Consider the following 25375-nt stretch of genomic DNA (forward strand, 5'->3'; position numbering starts at 1 on the left):
TATCCTAGGCCCACTGTCTTCAACGAGTCTCCCCTCATGCTTTCGGTCCAGGGCGTCTTCAAAAGCTACGCCACTCCCCAAGGCCCATTGCCTGTGCTGCAAGGCGTCGACCTCATGTTGAAACCCGGCAGCAGCCTGGCGCTGATGGGCGAATCGGGCAGTGGCAAGAGCACCTTGCTGCACCTGATCGCCGGGCTGGACAAGGTCGATCGCGGCAGCATCCGCAGTGGCGAGCATCGGCTGGAGCAGATGAACGAAAGCCAATTGGCGAACTGGCGGCGGACCGAAATCGGTCTGGTGTTCCAGCAGTTCAACCTGATCGGCAGCTTGCGCGTTGAAGACAATCTGGCGTTTCAGGCGCGTCTGGCCGGGCGCCACGATCCACGTTGGCAGGCGCATCTGGTGCAACGTCTTGGGTTGGGAGATTTACTGCGGCGCTATCCGGAACAACTGTCCGGCGGGCAGCAGCAGCGGGTTGCGCTGGGTCGCGCCTTGGCATCGCAACCAAAATTGTTGCTGGCTGACGAACCCACCGGCAGCCTCGATGAAGCCACCAGCGATGAGGTGTTGAAATTGTTGCTGGAGCTACTCGACGACAGCCCGACGACGTTGTTGATGGTCACCCACAGCCCACGAGTCGCCGCGCGGTTGGCGAACAAAGTGGTGCTGCACGGTGGTCGTCTGGCTGGCGCGGACGAGCACTGAGGTGCGGGTTTTTCGCGAGACACTACGGGCGCTGCTTAGCCATTGGCGACAGCATCCGGTGCAATTTTTCAGTGTGCTGACCGGGCTCTGGCTCGCCACCAGCTTGCTGACCGGCGTGCAAGCGCTGAACAGTCAGGCGCGAGAAAGCTACGCCCGGGCCAGTCAGCTGATCGGCGGTGAACCGCAAGCCAGCCTCAGCGCACCCGGCGGCGGAGTGTTCTCTCAGCAATGGTTTGTCGACTTGCGTCGTGCGGGCTGGCCGGTATCGCCCGTGTTGCAAGGCCGAGTGACACTCAAAGGTCATGAAGAACAGCGCTTGCAGTTGATGGGCATTGAACCGGTGTCGTTGCCGGCCGGTTCGGCAGTGGCTGGGCGGTCGTTGCCGATCGAGCAGGTTGTCGAGTTTTTCACCCCGCCGGGCAGCACCTGGATTTCACCGCAGACTTTGCAGGCGTTGGGCTTGCACGAAGGTGAAACACCGGTAGCCCAGAGCGGCGTCATGTTGCCGCCGCTGCGTGCCCAGGCCGACATGGCGCCCGGTGTATTGCTGGTGGACATCGGCTTCGCCCAACAGATTCTGCAATTGCCCGATCAACTGTCGCGCCTGCTGCTGCCCAAGGGTTTCACCGCAACCCTGCCTGATGCGTTAAAGGGCCAACTCCAGCTCAAAACCAGCGGCGAAGAAAACAATCTCGCGCGCCTGACCGAGAGCTTCCACCTGAACCTCGATGCCTTGGGCTTTCTGTCGTTTGTGGTCGGCCTGTTTATCGTTCACGCGGCGATCGGGTTGGCGCTGGAGCAACGCCGAAGCTTGCTCAGAACCCTGCGCGCCTGTGGAGTCAGTGCGCGCATGTTGATTGCCTGTCTCACCGTCGAGCTGGGGGGGCTGGCGCTGATCGGTGGTATCGCCGGTGTCGTCAGCGGCTACCTGTTGGCGGGTGTGTTGCTGCCAGATGTTGCCGCCAGCCTGCGCGGCTTGTACGGCGCCGAAGTGCCGGGGCAGTTGAACCTCAGTGCGCTGTGGTGGCTCAGCGGTATCGGCCTGAGCCTGTTCGGCGCCTTGCTGGCCGGTGCCAACAGTTTGCTGCGGGCGGCGCGTTTGCCGTTGCTGGCGCTGGCCAATCCGCAAGCCTGGCATCAGGCTCACGCGCGCTGGTTGCGGCGCCAGGGATGGGTCGCGGCGATGGCTGCGGTAATCGCATTATTGGCGTTGATCTTCGGCGACAGTCTGAACAGCGGCTTCGTGCTGATGGCCGCGTTGTTGATTGGCGCCGCACTGGCCTTGCCGGTGGTGTTGAACAGTGTGCTCAACTGGGTGCTTGGGCGCAGTCGTTCGGTGCTCGGCCAATGGTTTCTCGCCGACTGCCGCCAGCAACTGCCGGCCCTGAGCCTGGCCTTGATGGCACTGTTGTTGGCGCTGGCGGCCAACATCGGCGCCGGCAGCATGACCGCCGGTTTCCGTCAGACGTTCAGCAACTGGCTCGAACAACGCCTGACCGCCGAGCTGTACCTCAATCCGCAAAATCCGGCCCAGGCTCGAGAACTGCACACCTGGCTCAAACAACAACCTCAAGTCACGGCGGTGCTGCCGAACTGGCAGGTGTCGATTCAGCTGCAGGGCTGGCCGACGGACATTTTTGGCGTGATCGATCACCCGACTTATCGTCAGCATTGGCCCCTGCTGGAAGCCTTGGGCGACAACCCTTGGGAGCGACTGGCCAAGGACGACGCGCTGATGCTCAGCGAGCAACTGGCCCGCCGGTTGAAGGTGCGCTTGGGTGATCACCTGACGATCCCCACGCCGAATGGCCCATGGTCGCCACGGATCATCGGGATTTACGCTGACTACGGCAATCCGAAAGGCCACTTGCTGGTCAACATCGATCACCTGTTGCGTGGCTGGCCGCAATTGACGCCCAGCCGTTTCAACTTGCGCATCGATCCGGCATCGATCCCTGGGTTCCTGACCACACTGCAAGCCCGCTTCGCCCTGGACGACAGCCGCATCGTCGATCAGGCCCGGCTCAAGGGCTGGTCCACGCAAGTGTTCGAACGTACCTTCGCCGCCACCGCCGCGCTTAACAGCCTGACGCTGTGCGTTGCAGGCGTGGCGCTGTTCATCAGCCTGCTGACTCAAAGCCAAAGCCGCCTCGGACAACTCGCACCGCTGTGGGCGCTGGGTGTGACGCGGCGGCAATTGATGCTGCTGAACCTGGGGCAAACCTGGTTGCTGGCGGTGTTGACGCTGGTGCTGGCGTTGCCCTTGGGCATCGCATTGGCGTGGTGCCTGGACACGGTGATCAACGTTCAGGCCTTCGGCTGGCGCTTGCCGTTACGGGTGTTTCCATTGCAACTGTTGCAGTTGATGGGCCTAGCGTTGATTGCGACATTGCTCGCGTCAGCGTGGCCGTTGTACTCGCTGTATCGCACGCAACCGGCGGACCTGCTGAGGACGTTCGCTCATGAAGATTAAGCTCGGCGTGTTGTTACTGGCCGCGCTGCTGAGCGGATGCGACAACACGCCGGCGCCGGAAAAAGGCTTCGCCGGCCTCGGTCATCAGGCAGAGGCATTTACCCCGGTGGTACCCGGACGAGTCTTCAATTTTCCGGCGGACCACGGCCTCCACGATGGCTTTCGCATCGAATGGTGGTACGTCACCGCAAACCTCAAGGACGATCAGGGCCGTGAGTTCGGCGCGCAATGGACGCTCTTTCGCAGCGCCTTGAAAGCGACGCCCGAACAACCTGGCTGGAGCAATCAGACCCTCTGGCTGGGCCATGCGGCCGTGACTTCTGCCACGGCGCATCATGCCGCCGAACGCTACGCCCGGGGTGGCGTCGGCCAGGCCGGAGTGAGTCTGGCGCCGTTCAACGCATGGATCGACGACTGGCGTTTCAGCAGTCAGGCCACCGATGAAAACCCGCTGGCGGACTTGCAACTCAGCGCCCGCGACAAGGCTTTCAGCTACCAGCTTCGACTGACCTCCACACGTCCATTGGTGCTTCAGGGCGACAAAGGCTTCAGCCAGAAATCCGAACAAGGCCAGGCGTCGTACTACTACAGTCAGCCGTTTTTCCAGGCCAACGGCACGCTGGAAATCGACGGTAAAACCTACACGGTCAGCGGCCCGGCCTGGCTCGACCGCGAGTGGAGCAGCCAACCCCTGACCGCCAACCAGACCGGTTGGGACTGGTTCTCCCTGCACCTGGACAGTGGCGAACAAGTCATGCTCTACCGCATGCGGCAAAAAGACGGCGCGCCGTACCTCACCGGCACCTGGATCGATGCCCAAGGGCAGACGCAGCTATTGCATGGCGACGACATCCGCCTCACACCGCAAGACACCGCCAACGTGGCCGGGCGTTCGATGCCCGTGCGCTGGTCGATCAAAATCCCCGCCGAGCACCTCGATATCACCATCGGCGCCCTCAATCCCAAGGCCTGGATGGACTTGCGCATTCCCTATTGGGAAGGGCCGGTGCGGCTCAGCGGCAGTCATGGCGGGCAGGGGTATCTGGAGATGACCGGGTATTGACCCGGAACTCTCGGCGCCACGCCGTTTTCCTACGTAATGAAGCCCATTCACGGGAGCCCGCCATGAGCGACGATCTCAAACCGCCCACCCTTGCCACCTGGCAGCGGCTGTTCGACGACAAAGCCTACTGGCAGCAATCTCCCGACGCCCATTACGCCGAACTGCTGCGCATCGCCGATGATCTGCTCGGGCAGGGCGCCATCGACCTCGATCAATGGCAGATCCTCAAAACCAAGGCCGATCAATCCCATAAAGACTCGCCCGCCGTGAACGTCGCCCACGAAGTCGACGATCCCGAAGCGTGAGGAAAACTCCATGAATCCCACACCGGCGCAAGGAAAGCGGCAAGGGCACAGACAGCGGAGAGTCCACCGCGCAAGAAACTGCGGCGCCCTCTGAGCGGGCGTCTATGCAGGCGAAAATGAAAGATCTGAACGTAGAACAGAGCGTTGTGGTGATTGATACCGATAGGTTGAATATCACCTGCCAGCATAAGCTGAACATTATTTGTACTAATTGATGATCCGTGTGCAAATAGGGGCAGAAGAACAAGCTCGAATCAATGAGTTGTGAGAACTTTGTATCTGATTTTTTAGCAAAGATTTACGAAATATTCATGTTTATATTGAGGACATATCGGCCAAATTCTATTAAAATCCTTCCCGTTCGCCCGGTGTCAGGGCTCTTTACCGGTGCATGGATTGCCAGGCCATTACACTGGGCGAACACCTTTTTTGGGCGACGATTTTAAAAGTTTTGGATATAAAAATGGGCGACCTTGAGGGTCGCCCATTTTATGGGCTGGGTTAAAGCGGTGGCGCCGATACTCCAGCGGGGGAATCGAGGTTTTCCGTAATGACGTTTGTATCCTGAGTCCATTTCAATCTGAAATTGTATCCACTACCGGCGTGCTGGCCTGGAGCTGCTGCCGATAGTTGGCTGCCCGCTGAAGCACGTGGGTCAAGGCCTGAAAGGTCGTCGGTTTGGTTAAAATGTCATTGGCACCGGCGGCCCTGAAACGTTCTATTTCGCTCGAAAAAGCACTCGCGGTGAACGCAACGATGTAGGAAATATTGCGCAGTGCTAGTTGGCGGATTTTATGGATGGCCTCTAGCCCATCCATAACAGGCATATTGATATCCATAAAAATGATATCGGGAGTCGAAGTCATACAATGATTTACTGCTTCCAGGCCATCTGACGCAAGGTGGGGTGCATAACCCAGCTCTTGTAACATCGCCATGGCAACTTTCTGACTCACAAGATGGTTTTCCACCAGCAAGATATCGAGCGGGTAATCCTCGGCAAAAGATGAGTCGAAATCGACCGATGCAGGGTCGTCCTGGATGGGGAGTTCCGAGACTGAAAAAAGCTCCATGGGGAGTGAGAAGGAGAACGTCGATCCGACGCCAGACTGACTGGTAAAGGATAAAGTCCCCAGCTGCGCCTCGACCAGATTTTTGCAGATGGAAAGACCGAGCCCACTTCCGGTAAAGCGCTGACTGGTCGGTCCTTTAAACTGAGCAAAGGGCTTGAACAGGCTGTCTTGCCGTTCCATGGGGATACCTATGCCGGTATCGCATATGGAGAATTCGAGTCGGGCTCGAGTGCCGTAACCGCTAGTCGTGACCATGAGCGATATTTTTCCGGCCTCGGTGAATTTAACCGCATTGCCCAACAAGTTGATCAATATCTGGCGAAGGCAATTGGTATCGGTTTTGACTAAGTGAGGTACGTTGGGTGATACCCGGGCCTCAAGCACTATTGGCTTGTCCTGAAGGTTTTGCCGGATCATTTCAATACTGGATGAAACCAGCGCTCTTATTTCGAAGACACGAGGCTTCAATTCAAGTTTGCCTGCTTCGATTTTTGCAAGGTCGAGAATGTTGTCGATAAGAGACAGCAGGGCTTGTCCACTTGTATTAATCGTTTTTAGCAGACTGCTTTGCTCGGGGTTCAGGGCGGACCTTGCCAGCAACTCGGTCGCGCCGATAACACCGTACATGGGCGTGCGGATTTCATGACTCATGGTGGCCAAGAAACTGGTTTTTGAACGATCAGCGTCCTCGGCGGCTTTTTTTGCCTGACTCAACACCTCCTCGTTTATTTGCAGTTGCTGGAGATGAGCACGCATGCGTATAAGGCTGAAGACGAGGAATACCAGAATGGCCAGGATGATATGGTGCAGGGAGTCCTGATTAAGTTGCTGGTAGTAATCCGTCAAGATCATCTCCGCACCCGCAACATAAATCGTACCGTCCTGCGATTTCATTGGGACGAAGACGGCGCGAAAGTCTCCCCAGTGATCCGAGTAGTCGATCCAGGTAGGTTCGGTGCGCTCAAAACTGTCGAGTAAAGCTTGACTGGCATCCGGGTAGGGATCGAAAAAGCGTACGAAATTCTTTTCCAGGATCTCTTTTTTCGATGCGCTGGAGCTGACCAGATAAGCCTTGCCCGAGCGTTTGACCACGCTGTAGACAAAGGCCGTACCCATGGAATCGTTAAACCGGGAGAGCCGCTGGATGGCATTCCAGTCTTCCGTTTCGGATTTGGACTGTTTGTCGATCAGATTGTCATGGTAGCGGTCGCCAAGAATGGCCGAAGCCCCCAACGCGGCATGCAGCAGCTTGTTATTAACATTGTCAGTGAGAATGCCTTGAGTCTCGACGTAGAGGTAGTAGATATAGCCACTGACACCTACGGTGTAGACCAGGAGAAAAATCCATGTGGTCCGTTTGAGTTTGAACATAAATCACAGCCTCCATACTGTAGGCCCAAGCATAATTTGAAGGTGGGCTGAAAACCATTTTTTTGTTTTCGCTGTTTTCGCTGTTTTCGCTGTTTTCAGGTGAGGCGGTGAGGCGGTGAGGTATTACTTGACCGAATAGCCAGTTTTTTGGTTTTTTGTTCACCATGTTGAGTCGGTTTTTTGGATTGATCAGAAGTTTAAAGACAATTTTTAACAACGCTTGCGAAGTGCTGCGTGCATAAGTCTGGGAGGCGATGTTTAAAAGTTTCGGACATAAAAATGGGCGACCTTACCTTGGATCGCCCATTGTTATTGGTGATTTAAAGTAGCGTTCGCAACCGCCGTCCTACCACATCCAGCAAATCGCAGCCATCGCGCAACGGGATGGCCAACACCCGCGCAAACTCTTGCAACAGCGCAGCATCACCACCAAGCGCTTCGCCCAGGGAAAGCGTTTCCAACAGTTGAGTGACGCTGCGAATGCGATACGCCGCCGTGTCGTGCAACACGTCGACAGGCGCTTCGGTATCGATCAACAGGGAAGGGATCGTGCAGTCGATGCCGGTAATCGGCATGTATCGAGTCATGGCTGCACCTCCTGAACATCGGACACCCCACCGGGTGGATCGAGATTATCCAGCGCCCGGTTTACCAACAATTCACCCAGCACGGCCAATTGCTGAATCGATAGCGCTAGGCTGCGGTGCGAGCCTTCGAGTTCACAAGCAAAGTCGGTCGTCAGCACGTTAAGCGAGGCGAGGGTTTCGCAGGCGTGGCTTAGCAGGGTTTCGGTGTCGATGTTGGGGAGGAGGGTGAAAACGTGGCTGATGGGGTCGGGGGTTTTTGGGTCGCGGAGGCGGGCGCCGATGGTGCGTTGGGTTGCTTGGCTGAGTTGGAGGGGGTCGAGGGAGTCGGAAGCGTCCGGGGTTTCAGGGGGATTGGGAGTGATCTTTTTCATGGTGAAGCTCCTTGATCAAATGGAGCTGCCACTACCCGCTGTCAAACAGGATGGGTGGCAGCTGTGCGCGGGTTGACAGACCGAGGATCAAGGAACCCGGCGCACCCGAAGGTGCCCCACGCACAGCCGCCATAATACGGAACTGCGGGCATAAAAAAAGTGCCAACTGTTCACATAGCGGCACTTGCATGCCTTGATAACGTTCGATCTGTCAAAACCGGTCGCTGAATTTGCAGCGACGGACGAAGGTTATCGGTAAGGGTGGCTGTGCGCAAGTTCGCGAAAGCGCTGTGTCTTGCAGGAAATGTCCGACGCTCTTGTCAGGCGTATTCGTGGATACCGCAGAGGAATATTTTTTGATTTTTTTTCAGGAGCCAAAGGGAGAGCCAAAGCAGAGCCAAAGGGGACGAGCCAAAGGGCGGCCAAAGGGGACAGATTTATTTTCATGAGTGCGTAGAAAATAAATCTGTCCCCTTTATAGTCCTTATATGGCTTTATATGCTTTTTTGTGATTAGTTTTCTGCTGCTTCAGCTTTGGCGAGTAATCTGTTGAGTTCTGGCTCAATTTCATCAATAGGTGTTGTCTCTATAAGCTCTCTGATGAAAGGCGCGTATTTTTTCTATAGGTACTTCTGCCCAGTCGAGTTCGTATGTTGCGATGATTTTTACATCTATGTAGCAGGAGCTGGAAAGCAATAGTTTTAGGAGTTTAATCGCTTGCTCTGTTCTGTCTTCTCCCAAAGAAACGGCGCAACGCTGTTGCCAATACTCAGGCTTTTGTAGTATTTCTTGCTCTAATCGTTCCCATTGCTGATTTTTGAAGTCTATAACAAAAAAGGGGACGAACAAAAAAGGGGACGGATTTATTTTCATGAGCGCGTAAAAAATAAATCTGTCCACTTTATATTTTCTTCATGTTTTTCCGTGTTCCTTTTTTATTATTTTTCTGCCGCCTCAGCTTTGGCAAGTAAACTATTGAGTTCAGGCTCAATTTCAGCAATAGGCGTTGTCTCTATAATTTTTTTGATAAAAGGTGCGTATCGTTTTTCAACAGGTACTTCTGCCCAGTCGAGTTCGTATATTGCGATGTGTTTTACATCTTTGTAGCAGGAACTGGAAAGTAATAGTTTTAGGAGTTTAATTGCGTGCTCTGTTCTATCTTCTCCCAATGAAACGGCGCAACGCTGTTGCCAATACTCTGGTTTCTGAAGTATTTCTTGCTAAAATCGTTCCCATTGCTGATCTTTAAAGTCTATAAAGACTGACTTTGCAACAAGCTCTGTACTGCATTCAGTCCAGTTTGACTCTTCCGAGTCGCCGATCCATGAGTGAAGCTTTTCATAAGTCTCGTCTTTTTCATAATTTTTCATGGGGGGTGACTCTTGTTGGACAAGATGAAGTCATTGCCCCTTTTTCTGATTACTTGCCATTTGTTTATGCTGGGTTTTTGTTTTGAAAACTTTGAATGGTTTCTGGTACTTCAGTTGTGGTTATTTTGATGGTGTCTAACCTTTCAATTAAGGATTTTATTTTGTCGCTATACTCTATTGGAGTGATAAGTTGTGCGGCTGAATGAGTATAGAGCCAAAGGGGACAGATTTATTTTCATGAGTGCGTAGAAAATAAATCTGTCCCCTTTGTTGGTCCCCTTTGTTGTTTGTTGTCTATAAAGCTGTCCTCTTTTTTTTGCTTCTTATTAAATGAATCTGTTCTGTTGTTCGAAAAAATCTTTATAAGCTGATAAGATAATTTTCCAATTTTCAAATAGCCGCTCTTCGGATCCTTCGATTCCTTCGGGGGCAGGCATGTATCTAACTAAAGAGGTAATTTCTTCTGGGTAGTCGAAGTCTGCGTACAGCTCTTCAATTATTTCAAGCGGATCTTCATAGTCTTCTTGATGCTCAAGTAAAAAGGAAAGTAATAAAAAAATCCAAGGTTTGGTGGTGTCTGTTGCTGGTGAGAGGTCCTTGTCTGCCAGGGATTGGAGTAAGTCGCTTGCCAAATAATTTTCTTGAGGTAGCAATGAGGCGAGCTCAATTGCTTCTTGTGAGGACTTTTCTGTTAGGGTTTCACAGGCGTATTCCGATACTCCTTTTTCATCTATAAAACCGTGCTCGAATCCATATAGAAGCTCTTTCCAATTTATCCATGGAGTTTTTTTGTATATGTAATGGCCGTCGAGCGGAAGATTTTTCATTTTGTATCTACTTGGGCAGTCTTGATGGGATTTGGTTTGGTGTACCAGTTATTTTTCCATCTGGGATGAATCGTTGGTGAGTTAGCTCTAGTTTTGAATTTACAATCCATTCGAAAACGCCACGTTTATTATTCATTGTTCCCTCCATTTGTGTGAACGTGTTATTTGTTCCATCTCCGCCCTTGAGCGGAAATACTCTTCCCTTTGCAGGTATCTGATCAACGACATAGCTAGGTGCTCTGTGCATTGGATCCTCTTTCAGAGCGTTTCCTATTGGTTGAGCTGCATTTATTTCTTGTGCAGCATAGCCAGCACGTTGTCGCTCAAAGAGAGCTACATTATGGGCCGAGTTATCCCGAGGCTCTGGGGTGCTAGGCGATCCTTCATTGACTGCCGCCTTAGTGGCCGGATTTTTTACCGCACTTGATGAAGTAAGGCTATCACCCGGACAGTTATTCAACCCCAACGGATCCACCCACCCCGTAGGGTTAGGCACGTATTGGTAGTTGTTCAACCCACCCGCCAGCTTGATCAGATCCGGCGTCAGAAACCGTCCAGTCCCCGGATTGTAGTAGCGATGCCGGTTGTAATGTAACCCTGTCTCGGCATCGAAATACTGGCCCTGAAAGCGTAGCGGGTTGTCGATTTCGGCGATGTCGAGTGCGGCGAGATTACCGTAGGCGCGGTATTTCGCCGACCACATGATCTCGCCGCTGTAGTCGGTGAGTTCCTGCGGGGTGCCGAGGTGGTCGAGTTGGTAGTAGAACGGCGCGGCCTTCAGCGGGCCTTCACCATCGAGCATGGCCAGCGGGCGGAAGCTGCCGGGTTCGTAGATGTAGCTGCGATAGCGGTTATCCGCGCTTTCAGCGATGAGATGTTCGCCTTGCCACAGGAACTCGGTGGTGTGGCCATCGACGGTTTTGGCGATGCGACGGCCGAAGGCGTCGTATTTGTAGCTCGCGATGCTGCCACCCGGCAGGCTGACGCCGATCAAACGGTGCTGGCAGTCGTAACGGTACTCAGTGACGAGTTTCTGGCCGGTACCGCGACGTTCGCGGATCAGATTGCCGTACGCGTCGTAGTCGTAATGGCGATCGCCCTGCATCAATAGGCGATTGCCTTTGACGTTGGCAAGGTTCGCGGTTGGTTGGTCGCCTTGGCCCAGCAAGTTACCTGCCGGGTCGTGGGCGAAGCTTTCAGGCGTGCTGCCACGGACGTTGATCAGGCGATCAAGCGGGTCGTAGTGGTAGCTGCGGTTACCTTTGCGGTTGTCGTCGATGCCGGCGAGGTTGCCGTTGGCGTCGTAGGTGTAGCGGCGCTGGAACAGATTCTTTTCGCGCTGGCTGACGTTGTGTGCTTGCAACCGACCCTGTTCGTCGTACTGGTATTGGCTGAGCAGCAGGCCTTGTTGGCGCTGTTGTTCGCGGCCAGCGTTGAACTGGTGGCTGGTCAGGCGCGAGCCGTTGAGGTCGATGCTGCTCAACCGGCCACCGGGCTGATGGCGGTAGTCGAGCTTGCTGGCGTCCGGCAGGCGGCAGTGCTTCAGTTGGCCTACATTGTCGTACTCGTAACGCAGGGTGCCCCAACCCTGGTGTTCGGTGATGAGGCGGTCTTGCAGGTCATATTCGTACGCCAGCGGCCAGTTGCCGTCGTCAACGTTAACGAGGCGACCGAGGGCGTCATAGCTGTAGTGAATTTCTTCGCCGTCGGCCAAGGTTTTCACCAGCAGGCGGCCAGCAGCGTCACGCTGGTACTCGGTCACCAGCTCGCTGCCGTCGTCGCCGAACTCGGTCTTCTTCAGCAACCGACCGTTGAGGTCGTATTCGTAGGCGGTGCGGCGACCGTCGAACCCGGTTTCCTGCTGGATCAACCCGTTCGGGTAGTAGTCGAGGTGGTAGTGCTCGCCGCGTTCATTTTCAATCTCGGTGAGCAGCAGGCGCGAGTTGTCGTAGCGGTAACGCAGCTGGCTGCCATCGGGGTTGATGCGGCGGCTCACCAGGTGCAGGTTGTCGGCGTATTCGTAGCGGGTGATGCGCCCGAGTTCATCCCGTTCGGCGGTGACGCGACCATACGGGTTATAGGTGAAGGCGCGGGTGGCGCCGCCAGGAAGGGTGATTTGTGTCAGGCGATCAACTGCGTCCCATTGGTAATGGGTGATGGCGCCGGTTTCTTCTTGACGGGTGATCTGCCGACCTAGCGCGTCGTAACGGTACTTGCGTTGGCCGCCGTCAGGCAGGCGTTCTTCCAGCAGTTGGCCGAGGTTGTTCCAGCCCAGTTGGTGACGGCTGCCGTCGGGATGACGGATTTCCAGCAGACGGCCTTGACGGTCGTAGCTGTAATGGGTTTCGGCGCCGTGAGGGTCGGTTTGCTGGGTGATATCGCCTTGACGGTTACGCTCGTACTTCCAGCGCGTTTTACCTCGCTGGACATCAATGAGTTGACCATTGAAGTAGTTGTAACGGGTCGGTTCGTCTTCTGGCGGGATGACGGCCATCAAGCGCCCGGCATCGCTGTACTGATACTCGGTGATGGCGCCCATCGGGTCTTTTACTGCGACCAGACGACCCTGATCGTCATAGGCTTTCCGCGTTTCCCCGCCATCGGGAGCGGTCTCGCTGATCAAACGCGCATTCTTGTCATGCACGTAGACATGCTCGCTGCCGTCGGCGTTGTAAGCAGTCACTGAACCTTTGTCATCCCACTCGTAACGCGCTTCCAGCTGCGAGTAGTTAGCCCAGTGACGGACGCAACGGGAAAACTTGCCTTCACGCTCCCATTCCCAGAAAAAACTGGCACCACCGGCCAGTTGCCGTTCCAGAATGACGTGCTGATCGTTGTAGCGGTAATGCTCGGTTTCACCTGCTGTATTGGTCGAGGATACGAGCTGATTACGCGTGTTATAGCGGTACGAGACCAAGGTCTGAAGGGTTAGCCATGGATCCTGGCGCTCACCGCGCTCGTTGTACTCGGAGCGTTGTTGCTGATGATCCACCGCGGCGATATGACGGTCGTCGTAACGCAGCAGCAAGGCGCGGCCTGCGCCGTTGTCGATGCGTTGAATGCGGTCGACCAGGTCATAACTGATATGCACCCGATTGTCATAGGCATCGCTGATGGTGATCAATCGCCCGGCACGGAAGTGATAGAAGCGTGCTTTTGGCCCCGCCTGGGTAAGGATCAGTTCACCGGGAGCATCGCCCAAGTAAATTGCCGCCTGCGCCAGACTGTTGGTGATAGCCGGGCGTTGTTCGGTTGGCATCGGGAAGCGGATCTGGCGGTTTTCGTTGTCCGTCCACAGCACACCTTCATCGTCCAGTTGCAAACGATGAGACAGGGAATGGCTCCAACCATGGCCAAGACGGCAGTCGATTTCGACCGCACTGCTTCGGTAAAGGCGCGTCCATTCCAGCGGCAACAAGCCACCCAACTCGCCATCGGAGAGGGTCAGCAATTCCTCGCCCGTCACCATCGAAATCGGGTCGTCTTTGAGGCAGGTTTTGTTGGCACACTCGGTGGGTTGGTCAGCCGGGTTTTTTGATTGATTTGGTGCGTTGTCGACCGCCTCTTTTTGCTCGACACGTGTGGCGCTTTCAGTTTTGCCGCGCGCCTGGATCTGCGCATCCGTTTCCACTTTTCCACCTACGACAGGTGGTTTTTTCTTCGGCGCCGTTGCTGTTTCGGCGGGTTTGGGCGGGGCGATCTCAACGTTGGCTTTACGTGCCGGGTTGAATGCCGAATTGCCATTAAGCAGTAAAGGCCGAGCAGCCTCTGTATGCGGTGTGGCGCTTGTTTTGCTGACTTTCATCAGCATGCCGGTAAAGTCTTCAATCAGTTTCACAACTTTGCCGCTGTTTTGCGTGGCTTTAACTACCTTCGTGCCAATGCGCACGGCCAGGCCGAGACCACCGGTCAGGACGATACCGACCAGGATGTTCAGCAGGAACTCTGTGGTCAGCTGAGCCAGCACTTCCGTGCATGTCTGCGGTGGTAGCATCTTCACCCAGGCCATGATGGCGGCAACGTAGATCCACATTAGTGGTTCATCGCTGGCGATCAACAGGGCGGTGTGAATGGCCTCAGCGGAGGCGTCATAAATTTTCTTGATTTGCTCTTCGGTGAAGAAGTTTTTCAGCTTCTCGTAGTTCTCCCGAGGATGCGCAATCAGGTTGTAGAGGCTTTTGATGTCGCCCCACAAACCCATGATCGCTTTCAGAAAGCCTTCCCATGCGGCCTCCAGTTCCTGCAGGACACGGCCACCCATCGATGCATCGGTATGTGCCTGCCAAAGCGGTAGGAAACTGGTACTCCATTCAGTCTGCAACCAGCCGCTCAAATCGCCGATCACGCCCTGATAGGAGTTGAACAGGCTGTCGATCTGCGCGCGAGTAGGGTTCGGGAAGAACGTGATTTTGTATTGCTGATTGGGCGTGAGGCCGGTGACTTCCAGAATCCCGGTCGAGTCGATTGTCTTGTTGATTTCCGGTCCGGCTTCGTTCTTGCCGATGAACCCGCCCTCCACCACAGGCACCAGACGGACCGGCGTATTGCCGATCGGAACAAATCGCGCAGACTCGAAGCTATGCACAAGCGTGAGCTTGCCGTTTGCCGGGCAGTTGGCATAAAGGGTGTTTTCCTTCTTGCTGTCCTTGTCCTGAGTGCCGACCTCATCACCGACCTTGAATTGCTGTTCCGCGTCCAGCACACCGCCGTACCAGGCCTCGGCATGCTCACGGTAATCCTTCAGGCACTTCTTGAAGTCACTGATGATGGCCTGAGCATCAGGTTGTTTTGCCGTGAGGTTGCCTACAATCTCACCCATCAAAATGCTCATACAGCCACCTCATTTTCCAGATGGGCCTTCAACAGCCCGGTGAAATTCTCTTCCGTGAGTGGCGTGCGTTTTACGAAGCGCGCCACTTTTGTTCGCAGGTTGGATTCGGGGAACGAGAAGTACAGGTCGGCATGCTCATCCAGCAGCCACTGCATCATGTTGCCGATGACGGTCGACGGATTCTGCTTGGTCAAACTATCCAGCAGCGCCGTAGGCACTTCCCACCAAGGCCAGCCCTTCGCCGGCGGCACCGCGCGCGGCCCAACTTCCAAGCTCTTCCCATTGATCAGGTACCGATCAAACACCGGCAGTACTTCACCGGCGGCATCGCCGAGCCCATCCAGAATCGGGTAGATATGCCGCCCATCCCAGAACCGGAAAAACACGTCAGTGCCATCCGGCATCCGAACCTGAGTGAGGCTACGCAGGTGTTTGAACACCACGTCCGGTTCGCTGCTGGAAACGGCCAGCCACCCCCAATCGAGGGCATCCGTTTCGGCAATCCACGACAGAAAGCTTGAGTTGGGTTTCAACTCGGTGAGGTAGGGCATCACCGGCTGCCAAGCTGCGTAGGGTGTGCCGCCCCAGATCGGCATCGCCTGGGTTGTGGGTTCATGTTGGTAAAGGGTTTTGAGCGCTTCGGCATCGCTGGCCGCGCTGACGATCAAGTACAAACACTCACCCGTCTGCAACGGCCGTTCAGCCAGCCACGCTTGAGGAGTCAAAAGATCAGATCGCACAAGCACCTGCCTTGCATTTCTCGCACTCTTCACAGAATGGCGCGTTACTGGGGCTCGACTTTGCGGTGGGCAGGGCAAGGACCTGGAGATCGTGTTCCAGACCCTCGATGGTCAGGGCAAAGTGAGTCTGATCGGCCGGCGCGAACATCCCTTGTTCCTCGTGCAATGCTGCGGCGTGCGTTGACACCCGAAAACCGGATCAACGGACGCGAAATTCTGGAAGGGCCGCAAACAACATCGACCAGCAGCGCTGGTCGATGCTTGAAACGCTCGGCCGGACTTAACCTGCGACCGGGGAACGCCAGTCATCGGAACCCGAGGTACCGGATACTTCGTGGGTCCAGGTGATTTTGCGGTAGGTGAATTGCACTTCTTCCAGGTGCGTGAAGTGCGAATTCGACGGGTCCTGGCAGTTGTGCATTTTGTTGTTGATGGCGACGATGATCGCGTCTTCCAGTTGGGTGGTGTAGTAGTGCTCCTGGGTCCCTTGGGCCGAGGTGCGGTACCACTGGATAACGATTTCGCTCATGCGCTCGCCGGAGGTCAGCGCCGCTTGCAGCAGTGGCGAAGACTTGTCGTAGACCTTGGTGATCACGACTGGCTTGTGTACGCGCTGACCGGTCGGTTGGCCGGACTGTGGATCACGCGGGATGATCACGTCGTGGCTGAAAGCCTGAACCATGACCTGGTCTTCGTGACCTTCCTGGTAGGTGTTGCCAACCGAGTCAGCGGTGAACGCGCCAGCAGTGATCAGGCCTTGTTTCTCACCAGTAACGGACATGTACGCGGGTGTAGCCATGGAAGTGCTCCTTGCTAAAAAGTTAGGGCCCGGGAGGCAAAATTGCCCGGCGGGTGCCTGACTGTTATCAAGGACCGTGCCGTAGATGATTAAAGTTATATAAAACAGGTAGTTGAGGCGGTTTATCCAACGCCGAAAAAATTTTCGGCAAGGATCAGCTGAAAAAGTGCGCAATAGGTTGCGCACCACTGCGCAACCTATTGCGCACTTGGCTGGAGGGCTTGATAAACCTGGCGTCCAGCATCGCTGGAGGACTTTTCCCCGAAATAGTTGCGCAACTTTTTGCGCATCAAGGCCTTGAGCCATCGCCCCCGGCAATGGGCGCAACGAACAGCGCTGCCCGGAGGTCAAATCCAACGCCGAGATCACTGAACAAGCCTGACATCGACTGGAGAACGACATGAAAATCCTGATGGTTTTAACGTCCCACGATCAATTGGGTAACACCGGCAAGAAAACCGGCTTCTGGCTCGAAGAATTCGCCGCCCCGTATTACACCTTCAAGGATGCAGGTGCGCAGCTGACCCTGGTTTCACCCAAGGGCGGCCAGCCACCACTGGACCCCAAAAGCGACGAGCCGGACGCGCAAACCGCGGCCACCGATCGCTTTCGCAAGGATCCTGCTGCCCAGTCCGCCTTGGCGTCTACCGGGCTGCTGAGTACTGTGAGGGCCGAAGATTACGATGCTGTTTTCTATCCAGGCGGGCATGGTCCGCTGTGGGATCTGGCTGAAGACACCTTTTCAATTGCCTTGATCGAGGCGTTTTACAAGGCGGGCAAACCGGTGGCGGCGGTCTGTCACGCGCCGGGGGTGTTGCGTCATGTCAAGGATGCGGACGGCCAGCCATTGGTCAAAGGCAAGCGTGTGACGGGCTTCACCAATTCCGAAGAAGCCGCTGTGCAGCTGACGGACGTGGTGCCGTTTTTGGTGGAGGACATGCTCAGGGCCAACGGTGGCCTGTACTCCAAGGCGGATGACTGGGCGAGTTACATGGTCGCGGAGGGTCTGTTGTTGACCGGTCAGAACCCGGCCTCGTCGGAAGCGACCGCCAAGGCGTTGTTGGCGAAGCTGGAGTAAACCCAGATAGCCATCGGTCGAATTTATGTGGCGAGCGAGCTTGCTCCGGGCGGCGTTCCGACGTTGGGCTGCGCAGCGGCCCCAAAACTCTGCGTACAAGCGCAGATTTTGTGAGTGCTACGCACTCAAGCGGGAGCAAGCTTCCTCGTCACAAAGTGTGTTTGACTGAAAGCTCTTTGGGTCAAGTCAGATTCGCTAACCCCAATGTCTTGCAGCACTCCTCGATCGACCGCTGTTGCGTCTGCGCATACAGCCCCAACTCATCAATCGTCGACCTTCCCAAGGCCTTTTCGAACGCTTGCCGGTTCGAATGCACGCCATAGTGGGTTTGCGCCGCATCCCCCAGGTTGGACTGAAAAATCCCCGCCGCACTGACCGGCAAAAAGTCTTCGTACACCAGTGGTTCAACCCGCACATAGCCACCTCTGAGCAAATCCTCCAGCGACGCGCCTTTCAGTTCATCCGCCGCCAGGCCTTTTTCCGTCACGAAGTAGCGAAAGTACGCCAGCTCCTGTTGGCGCATGGCCTCGAGGGTGTCAGGGAATTCGCCGAAGTGCTGCGTCATTAGCGCGTTGTAGTGTGCGGCGTTGGCTTCGTTGGGAAAATCCTTGAGTTCATCCCGGGCAGCGTTGAGCAAGCGGTCATAAAGCGCCCGGCCCTTGGGGGTGAGCGCCGCGCCGCGTTGTTCGATTTCACCGAAGCGGGCGCTGTGGCTGCCACGGGTTTCGGCCTGATCGGTAAAAGCAATCGGCTCATCCAGCGCCTTGAAACTGGTTTGGCGCAGCAGGATCGGGCATCGGCGGCGGGGAGGGCCTTCGATCACCGCTTTGGGGGTGATGCCATGGGCGGGCATTTGTGCCTGGACGATGTCGATGTCCAGGGTTCGTGGCGTCAGGTGGTTGATGTGCGGGCCTTTGAACGCCACCACGTCGGCGATCAGTCGATGCTGGGCGCTCAGTTGCTGGTATTGCGCGGCGGTGACGGTGGCGCTGTGGTGCCAGCGGAAGGTTTCCAGGGCTTGTGTGACAAAGTCCTGCGTCTCGTATTCAGTCAGGCCGCCCTGGGTTTCAGCGCGTTCGATAAGGGCCAATGCCGCCGGGGTAAAGATCGAGCGCGTGTCCAGCACCGACTGGGCAAAAGCCCGCAGTTCGGCGTCTTCGATCAGTTCCAGGCGCAGCAGCGAGGTGAACACCCGGAACGGGCTGACCTGCAACGCCGCCTCATGCACGGCGCGGAACGCGGTGGAATGCACCGGCACGCCGGCCGGGGTCAGGTCGTAATAGCCCACCGGTTGCATGCCCATTACCGCAAACAGGCGGGCGAGGGTTGCCAGTTCAGCGGCGGTGCCGACGCGGATCGCACCGTGGCGCTCCAGGTCCAGTCGCTGGATTTCACCAGTACTGTTCAGCTGTCGGGCGATCTGCGGATCGCTGTCCAGCACGCGGCGGTTGGTCTGTTCCACCAGCTCCATCAGCGCGCCGTACAGCGGCACTTCTTCGCGGTACATGTCGGACATCGCTTTGGAGAAGCGTTGGCGGATCAGGTCAGGGCTGACGAAGTTCGGATGGCTCATGAAAAAAATTCCTGGCGCGGTGTGATGAATGCGAGAAAAGATCGCAGCCTTCGGCGGCGCCGACAAACGAAGTTTCTGACGAACTTCATTCTGCCAAGGACTGTTCTTGCAACGCAGGAGGGTTGAGTCAGCGCAGCACTTGGTCCACCAGTTCGATCCAGTGCCTGACTGGCGTTCGTCCGGCGCTGTTGAGGTGGCTCTGACAGCCGATGTTGGCGGTGACGATGACCTCAGGGTGGCCGCTTTCCAGTGCGTTGAGTTTGTTATCGCGCAATTGCCGCGCCAGTACCGGTTGGGTGATCGAGTAGGTACCGGCCGAGCCGCAACACAAATGACTGTCGGGCACCGCCGTGAGATTGAAGCCCAATCGCGTCAGCACGGCTTCTACCGCGCCGCCGAGTTTCTGCGCGTGCTGCAACGTGCAGGGGCAGTGGAAGGCGATCCGCTGGTCGGTGGCTGCGCAAACCCGTTCCAAAGGTTCATCGGCCAGCACTTGCACCAGGTCCAGGGCCAGTTCGCTGACTCGCCGGGCCTTGACCGCATACACCGGATCGCGCTCCAGCAGATGCCCGTAATCCTTGATGAACGCGCCGCAACCGCTGGCGGTTTGCACGATGGCTTCGGCGCCGTTTTCCAGGTGCGGCCACCAAGCGTCGATGTTGCGTCGGGCGCGGTCCAGGCCCATGGCTTGGGCGTCGAGGTGATAGTCCAGCGCGCCGCAGCAACCGGCGTTTGGCGCCGGGATCACGCTGATCCCCAATCGATCCAGCACCCGCGCGGTCGCGGCATTGGTGTTGGGCGACAGACCAGGTTGCACGCAGCCTTCGAGCATCAGCACCCGGCGAGCATGCCGAGGAGCAGGGCGCTCGCCTGCGGCGGGGAGGTCGTGGGGCAACTTCGCCTCGACGCCCCGTGGCAGCAACGGCCGGAATGTGGCGCCGATTTGCAGCAAAGTCCTGAACAGATTCGGGTTCGGCGCCAATGCCCGCAGCCCTTGGCGCAACAACCGCTGACTGGCCGGGCGCGGCACCGCTTGATCGATCACGGCGCGGCCAATGTCCAGCAGGTTGTGATAATCCACCCCGGACGGGCAGGTGGTTTCGCAGTTGCGGCAGGTCAGGCAGCGATCCAGGTGCAACTGGGCTTTGGCCGTGGCAGGGGCGCCTTCGAGCACTTGCTTGATCAGGTAGATGCGCCCGCGCGGCCCGTCCAGTTCGTCACCCAGCAGTTGATAGGTCGGGCACGTCGCGTTGCAGAACCCGCAATGCACACAGGTGCGCAGAATCTTGTCCGCTTCTTCGGCGCGGGGCAGTAGTTTGGACTGTTCGCTAAGGTTGGTTTGCATGAAGAACGCCCCCTAAAGCTCCGCGTACATCCGGCCGGGATTGAACAGCCCTTGCGGGTCCAGTTGCGCCTTGAGTTGCCGGTGATAGCGCAGCAGTGCCGGGGCCAGCGGCTGGAAAGGCGTTTCGCTGACGCCATGGCTGAAACAGGTGGCGTGGCCGCCGAGTTCACGGGCTCGCGACTGAATGTTGTCAGCCGCGGATTTCAACCAGCGTTGCGCGCCGCCCCAGTCGATCAGTTGCTCACCGGGCAAGTCCAGAGGCCCGAGGTTGTTGGGCAATGACAAGCGCCACAGCGCCAAGCCCTCATTAAAAAAGTCTAGTCGTTGTTCGTTCAGGTCGGCCCAATAAACGGAGTCCAACGGCTCGCCGCCGAGCCGTTGATGGGCGGCCGTGACCGAACCCTCGCCGCCTTCCAGGCGCAGATACAAACGCTTGCCGTCGTGGCTGGCGGCGCTGATGGGCAGCGGTTGCTGGCCCCATTGCGCCAGATTGGCCAAGGCGTGGGCACAATCGATGTCCAGGCTGATGCTCAAGCATTGCCGGGGTTTGGGCAGCACTTTGAGCGAAACTTCGGTCAGCACGCCGAGGCAGCCATAACTACCCACCATCAGGCGCGAGAGGTCGTAGCCGGCAACGTTTTTCATCACTTCACCGCCGAAGCGCAGGTGGGTGCCGAGGCCGCTGATCACCCGCGTACCGAGGACAAAATCGCGCACTGAACCGGACCACGGGCGCCGCGGCCCGGACAGCCCCGTCGCGATCATCCCGCCGACGGTGGCGCCTTCACCGAACGACGGCGGCTCGCAGGGCAACATTTGCCCCGCTGCGTCCAGTGCGGCAAACAGTTCACTCAGCGGCGTGCCAGCGCGAACGCTGATCACCAGCTCCGTCGGGTCATAGCTGACGATACCGCGATGGGCGCGGGTGTCGAGTATTTCTCCAGCCACTTCACGGCCAAGAAACACCTTGGTATTACCGCCCTGAATGCGCAGTGGCGTGGCGTTCTCCCGCGCCTGCCTGACCTGCTCCAGCAGGGCCGCACTGGCATCGAAGTCCGGCATCAGAAACGCTCCAGCTCAGGAAACGGCAGTTCTCCTGCGTGGATGTGCATCGCGCCGAATTCGGCGCAGCGGTGCAGGGTCGGGATGTTCTTGCCGGGGTTGAGCAGGCCCTGCGGGTCGAATGCGGCTTTGACGGCGTGAAACAGGGTCAATTCGTCACTGTTGAACTGCGCGCACATTTGATTGATTTTCTCCCGGCCGACGCCGTGCTCGCCGGTGATGCTGCCACCGACTTTCACGCACAGTTCGAGGATCTTGCCGCCGAGGGCTTCGGCCCGCTCCAGTTCACCGGGCTGGTTGGCGTCGAACAGAATCAGTGGGTGCATGTTGCCGTCACCGGCATGGAAAACGTTGGCCACGCGCAAGCCGTATTCCTGCGCCAGGCTGGCAATGCCCTTGAGCACGCCGGGCAGTTCGCGGCGGGGGATGGTGCCGTCCATGCAGTAGTAATCCGGCGAGAGGCGGCCGATCGCCGGGAAGGCGTTTTTGCGCCCGGCCCAGAACCGCACGCGTTCGGCTTCGTCCCGGGCCTGGCGCACGTCGCTGGCGCCGGCCTGTTGCAGCACCTGGCGGACTCGTTCGCAGTCGTCGTGGACATCGGCTTCGACACCGTCCAGTTCGCACAGCAGGATCGCTTCGGCGTCCACCGGGTAACCGGCGTGAATGAAATCTTCGGCGGCACGGATCGCCAGGTTGTCCATCATCTCCAGGCCTCCGGGGATGATCCCGGCGGCGATGATCTCGGCCACCGCGCGGCCGGCCTTTTCCACCGAGTCGAAACTCGCCAGCAGGACTTTGGCGACTTGGGGTTTGGGCAGCAGTTTGACCGTGACTTCGGTGATGATCCCCAGCAAGCCTTCGGAGCCGGTGAACAGCGCCAGCAGGTCGAAGCCCGGCGCGTCCAGCGAATCGGCGCCGAGGGTCAGGTGTTCGCCTTCAAGGGTCAATATTTCGAGTTTCAGCAGGTTGTGCACGGTCAGGCCGTATTTGAGGCAATGCACGCCACCAGCGTTTTCCGCGACGTTGCCGCCGATGGAGCAGGCGATTTGCGAGGACGGGTCCGGCGCGTAATACAGGCCGAAGGGCGCCGCTGCCTGGGAAATCGCCAGGTTGCGCACCCCCGGCTGGACCCGTGCGGTGCGGGCGGCGGGGTCAATGTGCAGAATGTTGTGGAACCGCACCATCACCAGCAGCACGCCTTTGTCCAATGGCAGCGCACCGCCGGACAAGCCGGTGCCGGCCCCGCGCGCCACCACCGGCACATTACGGGCATGACAGAGCCTGAGCAGTGCCTGCACCTGTTCCAGTTGCCGAGGCAAGGCGACCAGCATCGGCGTGGTGCGATAGGCCGAGAGACCGTCGCATTCGTAGGGCTTGAGTTCTTCTTCGCGCCAGAGAATGTCCAGGTCCGGCACCTCTTGCTGCAACGCCTTGAGCAGCGCTGCTTTATCTACGTTCGGCAGAACACCGTCGATGCGTTCGTCGTAAAGAATGTTCATCATCGCGCCTCATATGAATCGCTGAACATCACCCCGAATTATCTGCCAAACGCAGTCTCGCAGCTCGACAGCTGCTATGGGGGAGGGCTCAGGAGCGATGTGTCTCCAAAAACTCCCGGTACAACCGCGCCGTATTGGCCGGTTGCTCAACCATCGGCATATGGCCGACACCGTCCCAGATGTCCACCCGCAGATCGACGATGCCCTTGCTCCAGACTGGCACGCTGCTGACGTCGATCAAACGGTCCTTGCGCCCCCACAGCAGCAGCGCCGGGCATTTGATGTCGGGCAGTTTCGGCTCCATCGGCGGGCTGGCGTGAAAGTCCCTGAAGATCTCTTCCAGCTCGTCGCGCTGCTGTTCATAGCGTTGGGCGACGGCATCCAGCACGATCCCCGGCACCCATGGCGGCGAGGCCATGGTCATGGCGTAGAAATACTGGAACTCTTCCCGGGAATGAATCAAAAAAGGGTTGTGACCACGAGCCAGGTGTCGCTCCATGTCGCTGAGCTCCGGGGCGGTGACACCGGCCGGGTCGATCAACGCCAGTGAAACAATGCGCTCCGGGTAGGTGGCCGCCAGCCACGCCGCGATGTAACCGCCCATGGAGTTGCCGATCACGTGCACCTTCTCGACCCCGCAGATATCGAGCAGCTGGATCAGCCGCTTGGCCTGGACCGCAATGTCATAGCCACCGCCGGCCTTGAAGCCGGTTTCGCCATGCCCCGCAAGGTCAGGAATAATCACCCGGTAGTCGTCGACAAAGTGGCGGGCAAAACGCAGCCAGATGTTCTTGTCGGCGCTGAAGCCATGCAGCATCAGCACACTGCTGGAGGCTTCGTAAGGCCCGCCTTGCCAGGTCGAGACGGTCATTTCGGTGATCGGCACAACGATCTTGTGCAACCGATACAGCCTGGCCTCCAGCGCCATGTTCAAATCATAGAGCCAGTAACCGATGGCCGGGTAGCTCAACCAGCTCCAGGCCACGAAGACGGCGATAGAGACAACCAACAGAAGCATCAGGCTATTCCTTTGCGGTGATCAGGGCAGGTTGTTTATCGATCCCTCCCTTCATGTATAGACAAACATTGGACACTCGCCTCATGGCGATGCTACGTAATTCAGACCGCTAGCCGGTGATGGCTATTTGCCGTTGCCCTGATAGACTTCAAAACACACTTTCACCCCCGTGTGCTGTCAGGCTCCGTTCAGTCGTACAGAGGCCTCTATGGAAAAAAAGGGAGGAAAGGGACTTTCATTGGCCAGGAGGCTGTATACGTCGCGAATCCTTGGGCTGGCCCTTGGATTATTGTGCGTCGGTGCAGGAATGTATCCACTCGACCCGGCGCCCTGGGTCTGGGGAGTGATGCTGATCAATGGCTTGCTTTGGCCGCATATGGCCTATCAATGGGCGCGCCGGGCGAAAGTTCCCTACCACGCGGAACACCGCAACATTCTGGTTGACGCGTTTCTCGGCGGTTTCTGGGTGGCCGCCATGCAGTTCAATCCGCTGCCGAGCGCGGCAACACTGTCGATGATGGCGATGCACAACGTGGCCATCGGCGGTTTGCGTTTTCTGTTGGTGGGCGCCGTTGCGCAGATGCTCGGGATCGGCGTCGGGCTGCTGGTGTTCATGCCGGCTTTTGTCCCGCAAACCAGCCCGTTTCAGCTGTACGCCTGCTTGCCTTTGCTGTCGATTTATCCGCTGTCCCTGGGCTGGATCTGCTTCCGCCAAGCCCACACCCTCGGCCGTCACAAGCGCGAGTTGCTGGCCCTGAGTCGCACCGACAGCCTGACCGGCCTGCTGAATCACGGGGCCTGGAAAGATCAGCTGGAAATCGAGTTTCAGCGTTGCCAACGCCAGCAGCAGGGCGGGGCGATAGCGCTGATCGACATCGATCATTTCAAAATCATCAACGACACCTACGGCCATGTCGCCGGGGACATTGTCCTGCGTCAGTTGAGCAAAATGCTCAAGCAGAACCTGCGGGCAGCGGATGTCGCCGGGCGCTATGGCGGCGACGAATTCTGTGTGTTGCTGCCAGACCTGCCGCTGGACCGCGCCGCCGTGGCGATGGATGCGCTGCGTGATCGTTTCGCCACGTTGGGTTATGAGCAGAGCCCGGCGCTGAAAGTCAGTCTGAGCATCGGCCTGGCGGCCTTCAATCCCGCCCATGATGACGCGACCCTCTGGCTCAATGATGCCGACCAGGCGCTCTACGAAGCCAAGACCACCGGCCGCAATCGCGTCATCTGCCACAATGACGGTAAGTCGTATAAAGCGTTGCTCGATTCAGTCTGACCG

General features: G+C 57.4%; 20 protein-coding genes. 6 read left to right on the forward strand and 14 right to left on the reverse strand.

Annotation, left to right across the window (positions count from 1 at the left end; translation table 11 throughout):
• Positions 1–36: 36 nt before the first annotated feature.
• The 4 genes from LOY56_RS10245 (at position 37) to LOY56_RS10260 (ending at position 4546) form a co-directional block, all read left to right on the forward strand.
• Positions 37–705, forward strand: coding sequence for an ABC transporter ATP-binding protein (locus tag LOY56_RS10245; protein ID WP_258621475.1), 669 nt, complete (start codon positions 37–39; stop codon positions 703–705).
• Position 706: 1 nt separating this feature from the next.
• Positions 707–3178 carry an ABC transporter permease gene (locus LOY56_RS10250; RefSeq protein ID WP_258621477.1) on the forward strand — a complete coding sequence of 824 codons (2472 nt, stop codon included), beginning with the start codon at positions 707–709 and terminating at the stop codon, positions 3176–3178.
• On the forward strand, positions 3168–4241 hold the full coding sequence (locus LOY56_RS10255) for a lipocalin-like domain-containing protein (RefSeq protein WP_258621479.1): 1074 nt from the start codon (positions 3168–3170) through the stop codon (positions 4239–4241). The genes LOY56_RS10250 and LOY56_RS10255 overlap by 11 nt, the downstream gene beginning before the upstream one ends.
• A 62-nt stretch (positions 4242–4303) precedes the next feature.
• A complete protein-coding gene (locus tag LOY56_RS10260) occupies positions 4304–4546 on the forward strand; it encodes a hypothetical protein (protein WP_258621481.1) in 243 nt (80 codons plus the stop codon).
• A gap of 575 nt (positions 4547–5121) precedes the next feature.
• Here the strand turns inward: LOY56_RS10260 and LOY56_RS10265 are convergent.
• From LOY56_RS10265 to LOY56_RS10305, 9 genes are all read right to left on the reverse strand, one after another.
• Positions 5122–6990 carry an ATP-binding protein gene (locus LOY56_RS10265; RefSeq protein WP_258621483.1) on the reverse strand — a complete coding sequence of 623 codons (1869 nt, stop codon included), beginning with the start codon at positions 6988–6990 and terminating at the stop codon, positions 5122–5124.
• Between the two features lie 320 nt (positions 6991–7310).
• Complete coding sequence (locus LOY56_RS10270; RefSeq protein ID WP_258621486.1) at positions 7311–7577, reverse strand: hypothetical protein; 267 nt, start codon at positions 7575–7577, stop codon at positions 7311–7313.
• Positions 7574–7948 (reverse strand): DUF6124 family protein, encoded by a 375-nt coding sequence (locus tag LOY56_RS10275; RefSeq protein ID WP_258621488.1) that lies wholly within the window; start codon positions 7946–7948, stop codon positions 7574–7576. Before LOY56_RS10275 ends, LOY56_RS10270 begins: the two co-directional genes overlap by 4 nt.
• Before the next feature lie 570 nt (positions 7949–8518).
• Entirely contained in the window at positions 8519–8848 is a 330-nt protein-coding gene (locus LOY56_RS10280; RefSeq protein WP_258621490.1) for a hypothetical protein, read from the reverse strand.
• Between the two features lie 320 nt (positions 8849–9168).
• The gene (locus tag LOY56_RS10285) at positions 9169–9318 is read right to left on the reverse strand and encodes a hypothetical protein (protein ID WP_258621492.1); all 150 of its coding nucleotides are present in this window, start codon (positions 9316–9318) and stop codon (positions 9169–9171) included.
• Between the two features lie 326 nt (positions 9319–9644).
• Positions 9645–10145: a DUF2247 family protein gene (locus LOY56_RS10290; protein WP_258621494.1), complete on the reverse strand. Its 501-nt coding sequence runs from the start codon at positions 10143–10145 to the stop codon at positions 9645–9647.
• A 7-nt stretch (positions 10146–10152) separates the two neighbouring features.
• Positions 10153–14976, reverse strand: a complete 4824-nt coding sequence (locus tag LOY56_RS10295) for an RHS repeat protein (RefSeq protein ID WP_258621496.1) — start codon at positions 14974–14976, stop codon at positions 10153–10155.
• Positions 14973–15701 carry a DUF4123 domain-containing protein gene (locus tag LOY56_RS10300; protein WP_408980358.1) on the reverse strand — a complete coding sequence of 243 codons (729 nt, stop codon included), beginning with the start codon at positions 15699–15701 and terminating at the stop codon, positions 14973–14975. The genes LOY56_RS10295 and LOY56_RS10300 overlap by 4 nt, the downstream gene beginning before the upstream one ends.
• A gap of 295 nt (positions 15702–15996) precedes the next feature.
• Positions 15997–16515 carry an Hcp family type VI secretion system effector gene (locus LOY56_RS10305; RefSeq protein ID WP_258621500.1) on the reverse strand — a complete coding sequence of 173 codons (519 nt, stop codon included), beginning with the start codon at positions 16513–16515 and terminating at the stop codon, positions 15997–15999.
• A 400-nt stretch (positions 16516–16915) separates the two neighbouring features.
• Between LOY56_RS10305 and LOY56_RS10310 the strand changes: the two genes are divergently transcribed.
• A complete protein-coding gene (locus tag LOY56_RS10310) occupies positions 16916–17593 on the forward strand; it encodes a type 1 glutamine amidotransferase domain-containing protein (RefSeq protein ID WP_258621502.1) in 678 nt (225 codons plus the stop codon).
• Between the two features lie 181 nt (positions 17594–17774).
• On the opposite strand, the gene LOY56_RS10315 is transcribed toward LOY56_RS10310, so the two are convergent.
• The 5 genes from LOY56_RS10315 to LOY56_RS10335 all read right to left on the reverse strand — a co-directional run bounded on the left by LOY56_RS10315 (position 17775) and on the right by LOY56_RS10335 (position 24090).
• Positions 17775–19166 (reverse strand): VOC family protein, encoded by a 1392-nt coding sequence (locus LOY56_RS10315; protein ID WP_258621504.1) that lies wholly within the window; start codon positions 19164–19166, stop codon positions 17775–17777.
• 127 nt (positions 19167–19293) lie between these two features.
• The gene (gene glcF / locus LOY56_RS10320; RefSeq protein ID WP_258621506.1) at positions 19294–20511 is read right to left on the reverse strand and encodes a glycolate oxidase subunit GlcF; all 1218 of its coding nucleotides are present in this window, start codon (positions 20509–20511) and stop codon (positions 19294–19296) included.
• Between the two features lie 12 nt (positions 20512–20523).
• Complete coding sequence (glcE, locus tag LOY56_RS10325) at positions 20524–21573, reverse strand: glycolate oxidase subunit GlcE (RefSeq protein WP_258621508.1); 1050 nt, start codon at positions 21571–21573, stop codon at positions 20524–20526.
• Entirely contained in the window at positions 21573–23072 is a 1500-nt protein-coding gene (gene glcD / locus LOY56_RS10330) for a glycolate oxidase subunit GlcD (RefSeq protein WP_258622601.1), read from the reverse strand. Before glcD ends, glcE begins: the two co-directional genes overlap by 1 nt.
• A gap of 88 nt (positions 23073–23160) precedes the next feature.
• Positions 23161–24090, reverse strand: a complete 930-nt coding sequence (locus LOY56_RS10335; protein ID WP_258621509.1) for an alpha/beta fold hydrolase — start codon at positions 24088–24090, stop codon at positions 23161–23163.
• A gap of 208 nt (positions 24091–24298) precedes the next feature.
• Here LOY56_RS10335 and LOY56_RS10340 point away from each other — a divergent pair, with 208 nt between their 5' ends.
• A complete protein-coding gene (locus LOY56_RS10340; RefSeq protein WP_258621511.1) occupies positions 24299–25372 on the forward strand; it encodes a diguanylate cyclase in 1074 nt (357 codons plus the stop codon).
• The last annotated feature ends 3 nt before the right edge of the window (positions 25373–25375 follow it).

The sequence above is a fragment of the Pseudomonas sp. B21-048 genome (assembly GCF_024748615.1).
In the GTDB taxonomy this organism is placed as follows: Bacteria; Pseudomonadota; Gammaproteobacteria; order Pseudomonadales; family Pseudomonadaceae; genus Aquipseudomonas.